The sequence below is a fragment of the Stenotrophomonas maltophilia R551-3 genome, from assembly GCF_000020665.1.
GTDB lineage: Bacteria > Pseudomonadota > Gammaproteobacteria > Xanthomonadales > Xanthomonadaceae > Stenotrophomonas > Stenotrophomonas maltophilia_L.
The window spans coordinates 99,358-112,062 of sequence record NC_011071.1; the positions used below are offsets into that span (position 1 = coordinate 99,358).

Here is a 12,705-nt window from a genome sequence, read left to right on the forward strand (position 1 = left end):
ATGGGCTCAGCGTCGCCGTTCCAGCCACCACAGCAGCGATGCGCACAACACGAACGCCAGCCACCAGGGCCAGCGCGAGCCCGGCACGTGCTGCATCACCAACGCGTTCGCCGACGTACTGGAGGCCAACGCCTGAGTGGTTGCATCGATCATCGCCTGCCGATGCAGTGCGGGTGCGTCCTTCGGGTCGAACACATAGCGCCAGACAACGCTGTCGCCGTGCTGCAGGCGCTGCCAGCCCGGTTCGCGGGGCCACCAGCCAGCGCAGCGCAGCGCCGACGTCGCGCCATCGACGATCAGGGATACATCGTCGCCACGCTTGTTGAAGACCTGCAGCGGCGCCTGCACACCGCACAGCGATTGTCGTTCGCCTGCCCAGCCGATCGGTTGCGGTGACCACAGCGCATCAGCGCTGCCCTGTGCACGTGCCAGCGTGGCCACCACGCCGCTCCACAGTTCGCCGTGGCGATCGTCGCGCCCGGCCAGTACCCAGCGCCAGCTGTCGGTCAGCGGCAGCAGGCCGATGCGGCCCTTGCCGGCAGCGCGCCAGCCACCGACAGCCTTGCCCGTGCCATCCTGCAGCAGGGCGGTGCTGCCCGGTGCCTGCAGCGCGAGTGCTTCCAGCGCAGGCAGGGGAGCATTGTGCGAGCTGCGGTCAGCCTCTTCGCCGTAGCCGGTCGGCAGCGTACCCGCGGCGAGCGGGCCACGCCGTGCAGCGAGGACCGCGCTGTCGCCGTCGCCGGGAAGTTCGAGGGTGCGGCTGCTTCCATCGCCCTGCACCGGCAGGCCCAGATCGCGGAGGCGCTGGCGCGCGCTGGCCGAAGGTGCGCCCGCACCGCGTACCAGCACGCCCAGTCCCTCGCGCAACGCCTGCCGCACGGCAGCCAGCTGGCCGGCACTCAATGCGGCCAGGCTGCGCTCGTCCAGCAGCAGCAGATCGCTGCGCGCGAGTGACGCCGCATCCAGCGCGACCGCGCCATCTCCCACGCTGACACCCGCCCCGGTATCGGCCTGCACCTGCACGCGGATGCCGGCATCGGCCGCCCAACGCCGCAGGTACTTCAGCTCTGGACCCGGCGCACTGGCGCGCACCATCAGGCGCAGCGGTGCGGCCGGCAGGGTCTGCTGCGGCACCGGTACGCTGTCCACCACATGGCCGTCGGCATCGAGCAGGCGCAGCTGGAACACGCTGCGGCCTTCGGCGCGGGCGATGCCGCTGAGCTTCACGCGCCCGTCCTCGGCAACGTCCGTGCGATCAACCACGCTGTCGGCGGGGTCAAGCAGCTCTGCTTTCGCTCTGGCCGCGCCACGCGCCTGTGCCTGGACGTCAAAACGAGCACCGGGAGCGACATTGGCCGGTGGTTGCAGTGCGATCCAGCCGCGCGGCTCCGGTGCGGCCTGCCAACGTACATCCGGTGGCAGCAGCGCGTCATGGTCACGTGCGGCCAGGCCCGCACCGACCAGTGTCAGTGTGGACGCCGGATGCTGGCGCAGCGCGGTGGCCAGGTCGGGAACGCGCTGTGCGCCGGGAATATCGGCAGCTTCCGGCAACAGCAACAGCGGGCCTTCGCTGGCCGGGAGCGCGCTGGCCTTGTCGGCATCGGTTCCGAGCACCACCAGCCCGCCTGCGGGTTGCTGGCGGGTGGGCGGCACCAGGCAGAAATACAGCAGCGCGGCGACGATGATCTGCAGTGCGATCATGATCCACCGGCGGCCAGGGTGCGCGGTGTCTCCACGCAGCTGGCGCACGCTGGCGATGACCACGATCAGGGCGAGTGCCAGTGCAATCCACAGGTTCACAGCGGAGGCGTTCATGGCTGCGCCTCCAGCGCATCAAGGTACCGCTGCCCCATCGCATCGGCGGCACTGCGCCGCATCACCTGCGGCAGCGGACGCTGCAGCGCCCGCCACAACTGTGCACGCAGGCGCTGGCGACAGTCGTGGCAACCGGGCTCGATGCGCAGCTGCTCGATGGCCGCAGCCAGATCGAGTGCATCGGGCAGGTAGGCCGCGTTGCGCTGCTGCCAGGTCGCGAGCGCATCCAGATCCGGCGCGCCGGTGTCGTCGCCGAGACGCTGCCAGGCTTCTACGATGGCCGGATCGGGCGGGGTGCGGGCGGCCAGCGGCAGTTCACGACTGGCCAGCCCGGCACGGTCACCGCCGAGGCGGCGGCCTTCATCGATCGGTGGCAGCTCCGGTCCGACCCGGGCCAGATAGATGCGCTCGGCCTGCTGCACCTGCTTGATGAAGCCCAATGCCTTGTAGGCAAACGGCAGCGCCTGCTCCGGGCGGCCCTGGCGCAGCTCGCCTTCGGCCGACCACATCTGGTCAAGCGCTGCCTTCAGCGTGGCACGGGTCTGCGGATCGAGCAGAGTGGCCGCCTCGGCATGGTCATGGGTGTGGCCGTACTCGGAGAGCACGTCGGTGGCGCTGCCGAACACCGGTGGCGTATCGGCATTGGACGCCTTGCCGCCGTGATCGTGGCCATGCTCATCGTGCGCTCCGGCCTCGGCGCCATGGTCGTGATCGTGATCGTCGTCGTGATCGTGGTCGTGGTCGTGGTCGTCTGCGGCGGGCGTATCGCTGGTGGGCAGGTCGCTGGTCGGCGGTGGCTTCGGCGCACCTTCGCTTTCCTCACCCAGGAACTGGCCGTAGCGCAGGCGCAGGATGCGCTGGTCGACACCGATCGCATCGCTGCGCTTCACGAAATCCTCGGCGGCCAGGCTGCGTCGTTGCCGGATCAGCGCTTCGGCATCGATGATGATCTGCCGCTGGCTGCGGAAGTAGGCCGGCAGGGTCTTCTTGATGCGGCCTTCCAGCTCTGCACCGAGTGCGACTTCGGCGCTGGGCAGGCGCAGGATCACGCTGCTGCTGCGTCCGGTCTGCGGCGTGGGCGCATGGTTGTCGCGCACCTCCAGCTGGGCGATGACATCGTTGCCCGGTTGTGCGCCCAGCGCAGCCAGATCAAGGGTGTGGGCGAAACGCCGCGCGGTGGCTTCGCCGCTGCCGGCAAGCGTGACGCTGCGCTTCACGAAGGTGATGTTCTCGCCGCTGCCCTGGGTGGTGGTGATCGACAGCGTTGCCTGCGCCGCGACACCGTAATCGTCGCTGGCCTCGAAGCGCAGCGCCCACTGGCGTTGCCCCGGCGTGCCCAGCACCAGGCTGGCGGAGGGCTCCAGCACGCGCACGCTGGGCGCGCGGTCGGCCACTACATCCAGCCGGTACAGGCGGGTTTCGGCCAGCGCCGGTTCGCTCACCACGCGGTACAGCACCGGCGTGCGTGCCACATCCTGCGCCTGCCACTGTCCATCGTGCTCGCTCAGCGGCAACCGGCGACCATCGTGGAACTGCAGCCATGCCTTGGCCGGTGCGCGGTCGAAGCGCAACGACCACGACAGCTGGCTGTCGGCGGCGACCTTTGCATCCAGCGTGCTCTGCGTCAGCGTGGCTTGCCCGGTGTAAGCCGGTGCGTCGATGCGCAGGCGACTGGACTGCAGTTGCAGCGGGCCTGCGGACGCCGTGCTGCCGGTCGTGGCGGAATGAACGGCTGCCGGGTCTGGGTTCGAACGCGGCCAGCCGAACGCGAGCAGGGCAACGGCCAAGCCACCGATCCAGCACAGCATCACCGCCAGGTGCGGCCAACGCGGACGCAGCTCCGGCATCGCGCGTTCCAGCGTGGCCAGCACATGCGCACGCTGGCGCTGCTGCAGCGGATTGAGTGCGGCGGCGTCGGCGAACAGCAGGTCGGCGCTGTCCTCGCTGGCACCGCTGCCATCGAGCTGGCGCTGCAGCCACTGGCGGTCCAGCTGGCGGGCACGTGCAGTGGCGAAGGCCGCGCAGGCGAGCAGGCTGACCGTGGCGACCACGCAGGCGATATCGAAACCGGACAGCCGCAGTGCGAGCGCCGTCGCAGCCAGCGCCCACGGCAGGCCCAGCAGCAGGGTGATGGCGGCGCGGCGACGACGCGCACGTTGCCAGGCATGCTGCAGCGTCTTCATGCGATCGCCCTGCGCCGCGCGCTGCTGGCCATCCAGCGTTCCAGTGCGAACAGCAGCACGATTGCCAGCAGAAGCCACGCCGTGGGCTCACGCACCGGCGATGCTGCGGCGGGCAGTGCAATCTGGCGCGGCGCCTGGTCCTGTGCATCGCCCACGCGTGGCGACGGCGGCGGCTGCAGGGCCAGCAGCAGGGAACGCGGCAGCTGTGGATCGCGCAGCGCGGTGTTGCTGGCGGCATCCCAATCACCCGGTAGTGACAGCAGGCGGCCAAGGCCGACACGTTGCTGCCACAACAGCGGCACGCCTTCGGCGCTGCGCAGCAGGACCTGGGCTTCCGTGGCGGGCTTGGCGGCGATCAGCACACTGCCGCCATCTTGCAGCCACGCCTGCCAGTTCGCCGGCAGTGCGTCGTTGCGGCTCCATACGCCGATCTCGCCGCGTTCGGGCAGGGCATCCGCCACCAGAGGAGCGAGCGGCGCCTGCACGCCCCACGCGCGCTGCAGTGCATTCAACCAGTGCTGGGCAGCGGCCGAAGCATCGCTGTGCACGCGCAGGCGCGGCGACGTTGCGGCACGCGGTTGCGCAGTGACCGGCATCGGCTGCGTGTGCCATTGCACCTCACGCGACAGCTGCAGGCGGGCGCCATCCAGGCCGGGCAGGGGATCGGGAACGTGCACGGTCAATGCGGTGCCAACGGGCAGCTGCGCGTCCAGTTCGCGCAGCAGGCTGGGCAGGGAGGCCGTGGACGCAGGTGGCACTTGATCAATGGCCGGGAAGCCCGGCGCCAGCCAATGCCAGTTGCCCGCTTCGGCGGTGCCGCGCAGAGCGGTCGCGTCCAGCCCTGGAGCAACGACCGTCCACGCAGTGGGGGCTGGTGCAGGCCCGGTCAACGCAGGCCGTGCCAGCAGCAAAGCCAGCGCGGCAAGCAACAGCAGGCGCACCAGCAGCAATGGCCAGTCATCGAAGCGGATGCGCTGGCGTGGCCGGATCTGTGCGCGCAGCCAGCGCAGCGCAGCGAAATCCAGCGGTGTGTACGGATGGCGGCGGGCGAGGTGGATCAGCAGCGGCAGCAGCCATGCGGCGAGCGCGGCCAGACCCAATGGGAACAGCAGGGTCATGCACCGCCCCCACGGCCAAACAGCGCCTGCAGTGGTTGGTCCAGGGGCTGGTCGAGCCAGCCGGTGGCGCTGGCGATGCCGCTGGCCTGCAGGCGCGACTGCAGCGCACTGCGTGCGTCGGCGAAGCGCTGCAGGTAGTCGGCGCGGATCGCCGCACCATCGCCCAGCAGTTCCTCGCCGGTTTCCGGATCGCGGAAGCGGTGGCCGGCATCGAACGGGAAGTCGCGTTCGTCGGCAGTCAGGATCTGCAGCAGGGCCACTTCACGGCGCGCGCTGGCCAGTTGTTCCAGCAGCACGATGCCGGCTTCATCAAAGCCATCGCCAATGGCCAGCAGCATGTCGCCGGGGCGTACGCGTTCCCACAGCGGGCGTAGTCGATCCGCCGATGGCCAGCCGCCGCGCGCCTGCAGCGCATGAAGTTGAAGGTGCACGCGGTCACGTTGGCGTGCGCCGCTCGCTGCGGGCACCAGCTGCAGTCCATCGCCATTGATCGCCAGCAGGCCGAAACGGTCGCCTTGCTGCAGGGCCAGTTCGACCAGGCAGGCGGCAACGCCGCGCATGTGGTCCAAGCGCGTGCGTTCCGGCGCCGCGCGGTCGGCCTGACCGGCCGAAGCGGTGGCATCGAGCAGCAGCCAGACCGTGATCGGGCTTTCGCGTTCGGATTCGCGCACGAAGAAGCGGTCCGAGCGCGCATACAGCTTCCAGTCGATCTGGCGCAGTTCGTCACCCGGCTCGTAGGCCCGGTACTGGGCGAACTCCAGGCCGGCACCACGGCTGCGGCTGGCGTGCTGGCCAATGCCGCTCGCACCGCTGGCCAGGCGCGGCCGCAACCGCAGCAGGCGCAGGCGCGCGCGCAGTTCGGGTGGCAGGGTCAACGACGTACCAGCGTTCACGCGTGGCTCAACCCGGGAACGGCACGGCCTGCAGCAGGGCGGCGACCACGTCGTCGGCACGCTTCTGCTCGGCCTCGGCGGCGAACGACAACAGCAGGCGATGACGCATCACCGGCGCGGCCAAGGCCTGCACATCCTCACGGGTGGCGGCGAAGCGGCCCTGCAGCAATGCGCGTGCTTTCGCCGCCAGCACCAGCGATTGCCCGGCGCGTGGGCCAGCGCCCCATTTCACCCATTGGTTGATTGCCGCCGGTGCGCCTTCGGCGGGACGGCTGGCGCGCACCAGGCGGGTGATCCAGGCCAGCACATCGGGGCTGACATGCACCTGGCGCACCGCGGCCTGCAGGGCAATCACCGCTTCGGCATCCATCACCTTCGGCACCGCGTCGGTGGCACCGCCGGTGGTCTGTTCCAGGATCTGCCGCTCTTCGTCCTCGCTCGGGTAATCCACCAGCACGTGCAGCAGGAAACGATCCAGCTGTGCTTCCGGCAGCGGGTAGGTGCCGGCCTGCTCGATCGGGTTCTGCGTGGCCAGCACGAAGAACGGTGCAGGCAGTGCATACGTGGTGCCTGCGTAGCTGACGGTACGCTCCTGCATCGCTTCCAGCAGCGCGGCCTGGGTCTTGGGCGGGGTACGGTTGAGTTCGTCGGCCAGCAGCAGGTTGGTGAAGATCGGGCCCTGCTGGAAGCGGAAATGGCGATGGCCGGTGCCGTGATCTTCCTCCAGCAACTCGGTACCGAGGATGTCGCTGGGCATCAGGTCGGGGGTGAACTGCACGCGCCGGAACTGCAGCTCCAGCGCCTGCCCGAGCGAGCGCACCAGCAGGGTCTTGCCCAGCCCCGGGGCGCCTTCCAGCAGGCAGTGGCCGCCGGCCAGCAGGCCGATCAGCAGCTGTTCGACCACGGTGTTCTGGCCCACCACCGCGCGTGCGAGCGCAGCGCGCAGATCGTGCAGGCGCGGCAGCAGGGAGTCGAGGTCAGCGGTGGTCATGGGCGTGCAGGTCCTATCAATTGTTCAACGCGTACATCACGATGTTGACGCCGAAGCGGGTGTTGTCTTCGGCCAGGAAGCGCTTGTTGCGCCAGTCGTAGTCCCACTCGCAGCCGTAGTCCTTGTTGCTGTAGAGCAGGCCCAGGCGGCCGTCGACCTCGATGCCTTTCAGGTAGTCGTGTACCAGGTCATCGCCCCAGCCATTGAGCTCGAAACTGGTGGCCGGTGGCCCGTCGGGGAAGCGGAAGAAGCTGCGGTACAGCGCGTGGCTGTTGGGCAGCTTCTGCAATGCTTTCGGTCCAAACAGGCGACCCATCTGCGCCTCGAACGAGGTGGCGAACAGGCCGTCGATATCATGGTTGCAGTCGTCGACGAAGACGAAGCCGCCGTTGCGCACATAGCGCACGAAGTTCTGCCGCTCGGCGGCATTGAACTCCACCAGTGTGTGCCCGGCGAGGTAGCAGAACGGCGCTTCCAGCATGCGCGGATCGGCCAGCGCCACCACGTGTTCCTGCGGATCCACGCGCAGCGAGGTGTAGTCGATCAGCGAGGTGATCAGGTTGGACGGCATGCGCGCGTCCACGTCCCAGTCGCCGGAGTCGTACTGCAGGCGGGTGAACCAGAAGTCGTAGCGGGAACTGCGCGGGCCTGCCTGCGCGAAAGCCGGCAGCGCCGCCGCCGAAGCGGCAGCGGCCAACCAGCGCAGGCAGGCCCGGCGATCCATCAGACGGCGTCGGACAGCGAGGTGAAGGTGAAATCGCGCAGCTTCATCGGCGGGATCATCATCACGTAGTTGGATTCATCGCCGGCCACGCGCACCGGCTTGCCCAGCTCTTCGATGTTGTTGAGCATGATCACCGGCGACTCGTTGAAGCGGAAGTTCTTCACCGGGTGCTTGATCTGGCCGTTCTCGATGTAGAAGGTGCCGTCGCGGGTCAGGCCGGTCAGCAGCACGGTCTGCGGATCAACCATGCGGATGTACCAGGTACGGGTGACCAGGATGCCCTTCTGGGTGCCGCGCACCAGCTCGGCGGTGCTCTTGTCGCCACCGCTCATCAGCAGGTTGCCCGGCGAGGCCTTGGCGGTCTTGCCCTGCTTCTGGGCCCAGAAGCGCGAGTAGTCCAGGTTGGCGATCTTGCCGTTTTCGATGATGGCGATGCGCTCGCGTGGCATGCCCTCGTTGTCCCACGGCAGCACCGGTGCGTCCGGGTGCCACGGGTCGGCGAACATGGTCACGCGCGGATCGTAGACCTGCTCGCCCAGTTTGTTGCCGCCGCCCTTCTTCGACAGGAAGCTGCGGCCTTCATCGGCCGAGCGTGCGCTGAAGAAGTTCATCATGAAGCTGATCAGGCCCGCGGCTGCGGCCGGTTCCAGGATCACCGTGTACTTGCCCGGCTCCAGCGCCTTGGCTTCGGCCGACTCGGTGGCCTTGCGCATGGCGATGCGGATGTCCTGGTCGGCCTTGAAGTCCGCTGCGTCCTTCAGGTTGCGGCCGACCCAGCCCGAACCGCGGCCGTCTTCGGTACGCACGGTGCAGGTGTAGTCGAAGTTGGTGGTGCGCTGGTAGGCGAAGTTGCCGTTGCTGTTGGCGGTGGCCTGGAAGCCCTGGCCGTCTTCGAGGAAGCCGGCGGCGATCAGGCCGTGGCCACGGCACGGGGCGATCGAATCGGCGGCGACCTTGGCGCGGAAGGCCGGATCGATCGCTGCAGTGGATTCGCTGAAGGTCGGGCTGGCGCGATAGCTCTGCTTGCCGATGGCCGGCATGAACTCCGGGTTCTCCGGCGCCAGGCGCGCCAAGTCTTCGGCGCGGCGTACCACGCGTTCCAGCGCGGCATCGTCGAACTCGTTGATCGAGGCGGTGCCGACGCGCTTGCCGAAGGCGACGGTCACCGCCAGTTCGGTGTTGTCGACGATGCCGCTGGTGGAGACATTGTTCAGCGCGAAACGGATGTTGCCGTTGATCGCACCGGCCAGTACGGCGGTGCACTCATCGGCCTTGGACAGGGCGATGACCTTGTCGAGGATGGCCTTGGCCTGGGCTTCGGTGAAGATACTCATGGTGTAAGGGCTCCTGACCGGTCAGCCGAGGCTGCGTGCGGTGTTGATGACATTGATGCCGTTGAAGCGCGCGGTCGACGAACCGTGCGAGACCGCCGAGACCTGGCCCGGCTGGCCCTTGCCGTCGAAGAACGAACCGCCCAGGCGGTAGTCGCGCTCGTCGGCCACGGCGGTGCAGGCATTCCAGAACTCCGGCGTGCGGATCTGGTAGGCCACGTCTTCCAGCATGCGGGTGATCTGGCCGTTCTTGATCTCGTAGAACAGCTGGCCACCGAACTGCGCGTTGTAGCGCTGCTGGTCGATCGAGAACGAGCCGTCACCGATGATGTAGATGCCGTTCTCCACGTCCTTGATCAGGTCGGGCACGCTCAGCGGCTTCTTGCCCGGCGCCATCGACACGTTGGCCATGCGCTGGAACTGCACGCTGGACCACGAGTCGGCATAGCAGCAGCCATCGGACTCGGTCTTGCCGAGGATGTGGGCCTGGTCGCGGATGGTCTGGTAGTCCACCAGCTTGCCGTTGCTGATCAGGTCCCAGCGCTTGCACTTCACGCCTTCGTCGTCGTACGCCACCGCACCGAGGCTGCCCTGCTGGGTCTTGTCGGCGAAGATGTTGACCAGCTCGCTGCCGTACTGGAAATGCTGTTCGCGCTTGTCCAGGGTGGCGAAGCTGGTGCCGGCGTAGTTGGCTTCGTAACCGAGCACGCGGTCCAGTTCCAGCGGGTGGCCGATCGATTCGTGGATGGTCAGCCAGGTGTGCGACGGGTCGAGCACCAGATCGTACTTGCCCGGCTTCACCGACGGTGCCTTCAGCTTCTCCTGCGCCTGCTTGGCGGCCGCGATGGCGTCTTCCTTCATGTCGTAGGAGGAGCTGTAGTTGACCACGCCATTGGGGCTGACCACCTTGCCGGCGGCGGCACCGTCCAGGTACTCGTAGCCCAGGCCCATCGGCGAGGACAGGCCCGAACGGGTGCGGAACTTGCCGCTGGTCTTGTCGATGGCGGTGACCGTCATCGGCGCCCAGATGCGGTGTACGTCCTGGTCGATGTAGGAGCCATCGGTGGAGGCGAAGTATTTCTGTTCGTTGACCAGGAACAGCATCGAATTGACGAAGCTGGCACCAGCGCCCATCGCCGCAGCGTTGACGTCCAGCAGCAGGCCGACCTTGTCCTTGATCGGCACTTCCATCGCATTCTTGTGGATCGGCGTGCGCCAGCTCACCTCACCGACGCCCGGCGCCTTGGCCAGCTGTACCGGAGCAGTCTGCACGCCGGCATTGGCCTTGGCGATCGCCGCGGCCTGCTGCGCGGCCCTGGCCACGTCGGCGGTGCCCAGCGCATTGGTGGCGGCGAAGCCCCAGGCCCCGTTGACGATCACGCGGATGCCCACACCGGTGGACTCGGTGTTCACTACGTTCTGCACCTTGTCCTCGCGGGTGATCACGAACTGCCGCAGGTAGCGGCCGATGCGCACGTCGCAGTAGGTGGCGCCGGCGCTGCGCGCGGCCTGCAGGGCGGCGTCGGCCAGGCGCTTTTTCAGCGCGGGGTCGAGGCTCGACTGCAGTTGCTCGGCGGCGATCGCCTTGCCGAAGAACGACGGCACGATCAGGCCGCCAGCGGTAAGCCCGGTCAGGGCCAGGAAGTCACGTCTGTGCAAGGCTGCTCTCCATGAAGGACGGGTGGCTCAAGCGCCGAGACTGCGCGCGGTGTTGATGATGTTGATGCCGTTGAAACGGGTGGTGGACGAACCGTGCGAGACCGCCGACACCTGGCCGGGCTGTCCCTTGCCGTCGAAGAACGAACCGCCGAGGCGGAAGTCGCGTTCATCGCAGATGGCGGTGCAGGCGTTCCAGAATTCCGGCGTGCGGATCTGGTAGGCCGCATCCTCGACCATGCCGGTGATCTTGCCGTTCCTGATCTGGTAGTACAGCTGGCCGCCGAACTGCGCGTTGTAGCGCTGCTGGTCAATGGAGTACGAGCCGCGGCCGTGGATGTAGATGCCGTTCTCCACGTCCTTGATCATGTCCTCCACGCTCAGCGGCGTCCTGCCCGGTGCCAGCGAGACATTGGCCATGCGCTGGAACTGCACGCTGGACCACGAGTCGGCATAGCTGCAGCCATGCGAGGCATCGCGGCCGAGGATGTGCGCCTCATCGCGCGTCGCCTGGTAGTCGACCAGGATGCCGTCGCGTACCAGGTCCCAGCGCTGGGTCTTCACCCCTTCATCGTCGTAGCCAACCGCGCCGAGGCTGCCCGGCTGGGTCTTGTCGGCGAAGAAGGTGACGATGTCGCTGCCCCAGCGGAAACCGGCATCGCGCTTGTCCAGCGTAGCGAAGCTGGTGCCGGCGTAGTTGGCTTCGTAGCCGAGCACGCGGTCCAGTTCCAGCGGGTGGCCGACATTCTCGTGGATGGTGAGGAACAGGTTGGACGGGTCCAGCACCAGGTCGTACTTGCCGGGCTTCACCGAGGGCGCCTTCAGTTTCTCGCGCGCCTGGCGGGCAGCGGCGATGGCGTCTTCAACCGGGTCGTAGGAATCGCGGTAGGCGGTGATGCCGCCCGGCAGCTGTACCTTGCCGCGCGCGTCGCCATCGAGGAATTCGTAGCCCATGCCCATCGGCGAGGACAGCCCGGCGCGGGTGCGGAACTTGCCGCTGGCCTTGTCGATGGCGGTGGCGGTGAACGGCAGCCAGATGCGGTGGATGTCCTGGTCGATGAACGAGCCGTCGCTGGAAGCGAAGTACTTCTGCTCGTTGACCAGGAACAGGGTGGAATTGATGTAGTCGGCACCCGCATTCAGTGCGGCCGCATTGAGCGCCAGCAGCAGCTCGACCTTGTCCTGGATCGGCACTTCCAACGCGTTGCGGCGGATGGGGGTCTGCCAACGCACCTCGCCGACCGCCGGGGTGGGCGCCAGCTGCACCGGGCGGGACTGGATGCTGGCATTGGCGCGGGCGATGGCGGTGGCCTGTTCGACGGCGGTGCGCACCGCCGCTTCGGTCTGCTGGTGGGTGGCGGCGAAACCCCAGGCACCGTTGACGATCACCCGCACGCCCACGCCGGACGATTCGCGGTTGGTCACGTTGCCGACCTGGTGCTCGCGGGTGATCACCGACTGGTTGAGGTAGCGCCCGATACGCACGTCGCAGTAGCTGGCCTTGGCCGAACGCGCGGCGGCGAGGGCGACCTCGGCCAGGCGCCGGCGCTTGGCCGGGTCGACCGGGGCCAGCAACTGCTCGGCGGCGATCAGCCGCGAATGCGGCAGGGTCAGGCCCGCCAGGCCCAGAGCGGAAAATGCCAGGAACTCACGTCGTTGCACAGCGTCTCTCTCTCACTTCCGTGCGGCCGGCAAAGGACCGATCCGATCACGTCAACTCCTCGACTTTCGCCAGCGCAGCGCGTCCGGGCAAGTGACTGCAGTCATGGTTGGGGATGTTTCGGCAGGGCTTGCAGCCCTGCACCTGCTCAATGCAACGGCAACGGCCAGAGCCAGAGCCAGAGCCAGAGCGGCATTCCGTGGGATGGCGGGGCGGTGTCGGAGTGCGGGGACGCCGCAAGTACGTCCCTGTAGGCTTGGCAGCCGCATCCATGCGGCTGACACCCCGCACTCCGACACCGCCCCACCTCTGACAGATCTCCGGGGCTGTTGGT

Annotated in this window: 9 protein-coding genes; all 9 read right to left on the bottom strand. The window is 68.0% G+C overall.

Going from position 1 to position 12,705, the window contains the following annotated elements:
• Window positions 1-6: 6 nt before the first annotated feature.
• From SMAL_RS00415 to SMAL_RS00455, 9 genes are read right to left on the bottom strand one after another with little or no spacing between them, the layout of a single operon-like run.
• Complete coding sequence (locus SMAL_RS00415; RefSeq protein WP_012509662.1) at window positions 7-1,815, bottom strand: hypothetical protein; 1,809 nt, start codon at window positions 1,813-1,815, stop codon at window positions 7-9.
• Window positions 1,812-3,998 carry a hypothetical protein gene (locus tag SMAL_RS00420; RefSeq protein WP_012509663.1) on the bottom strand — a complete coding sequence of 729 codons (2,187 nt, stop codon included), beginning with the start codon at window positions 3,996-3,998 and terminating at the stop codon, window positions 1,812-1,814. The genes SMAL_RS00415 and SMAL_RS00420 overlap by 4 nt, the downstream gene beginning before the upstream one ends.
• Window positions 3,995-5,116 carry a BatA domain-containing protein gene (locus tag SMAL_RS00425; protein WP_012509664.1) on the bottom strand — a complete coding sequence of 374 codons (1,122 nt, stop codon included), beginning with the start codon at window positions 5,114-5,116 and terminating at the stop codon, window positions 3,995-3,997. The genes SMAL_RS00420 and SMAL_RS00425 overlap by 4 nt, the downstream gene beginning before the upstream one ends.
• The gene (locus tag SMAL_RS00430) at window positions 5,113-6,009 is read right to left on the bottom strand and encodes a DUF58 domain-containing protein (RefSeq protein ID WP_012509665.1); all 897 of its coding nucleotides are present in this window, start codon (window positions 6,007-6,009) and stop codon (window positions 5,113-5,115) included. Before SMAL_RS00430 ends, SMAL_RS00425 begins: the two co-directional genes overlap by 4 nt.
• A 7-nt stretch (window positions 6,010-6,016) precedes the next feature.
• The gene (locus SMAL_RS00435; protein ID WP_012509666.1) at window positions 6,017-7,000 is read right to left on the bottom strand and encodes an AAA family ATPase; all 984 of its coding nucleotides are present in this window, start codon (window positions 6,998-7,000) and stop codon (window positions 6,017-6,019) included.
• Between the two features lie 16 nt (window positions 7,001-7,016).
• Window positions 7,017-7,724 carry a DUF4159 domain-containing protein gene (locus SMAL_RS00440; RefSeq protein WP_012509667.1) on the bottom strand — a complete coding sequence of 236 codons (708 nt, stop codon included), beginning with the start codon at window positions 7,722-7,724 and terminating at the stop codon, window positions 7,017-7,019.
• A complete protein-coding gene (locus SMAL_RS00445) occupies window positions 7,724-9,058 on the bottom strand; it encodes a TldD/PmbA family protein (protein ID WP_012509668.1) in 1,335 nt (444 codons plus the stop codon). The genes SMAL_RS00440 and SMAL_RS00445 overlap by 1 nt, the downstream gene beginning before the upstream one ends.
• 21 nt (window positions 9,059-9,079) lie before the next feature.
• Window positions 9,080-10,714, bottom strand: coding sequence for a TldD/PmbA family protein (locus SMAL_RS00450; protein WP_012509669.1), 1,635 nt, complete (start codon window positions 10,712-10,714; stop codon window positions 9,080-9,082).
• Window positions 10,715-10,741: 27 nt separating this feature from the next.
• Entirely contained in the window at window positions 10,742-12,373 is a 1,632-nt protein-coding gene (locus SMAL_RS00455) for a TldD/PmbA family protein (RefSeq protein ID WP_012509670.1), read from the bottom strand.
• Between the last annotated feature and the right edge of the window lie 332 nt (window positions 12,374-12,705).

Coding starts and splice junctions, on each gene's coding strand:
- SMAL_RS00425 (WP_012509664.1), bottom strand. CDS start 5,116: ATGACCCTGCTGTTCCCATTGGGTCTGGCCGCGCTCGCCGCATGGCTG.
- SMAL_RS00435 (WP_012509666.1), bottom strand. CDS start 7,000: ATGACCACCGCTGACCTCGACTCCCTGCTGCCGCGCCTGCACGATCTG.
- SMAL_RS00440 (WP_012509667.1), bottom strand. CDS start 7,724: ATGGATCGCCGGGCCTGCCTGCGCTGGTTGGCCGCTGCCGCTTCGGCG.
- SMAL_RS00415 (WP_012509662.1), bottom strand. CDS start 1,815: ATGAACGCCTCCGCTGTGAACCTGTGGATTGCACTGGCACTCGCCCTG.
- SMAL_RS00420 (WP_012509663.1), bottom strand. CDS start 3,998: ATGAAGACGCTGCAGCATGCCTGGCAACGTGCGCGTCGTCGCCGCGCC.
- SMAL_RS00445 (WP_012509668.1), bottom strand. CDS start 9,058: ATGAGTATCTTCACCGAAGCCCAGGCCAAGGCCATCCTCGACAAGGTC.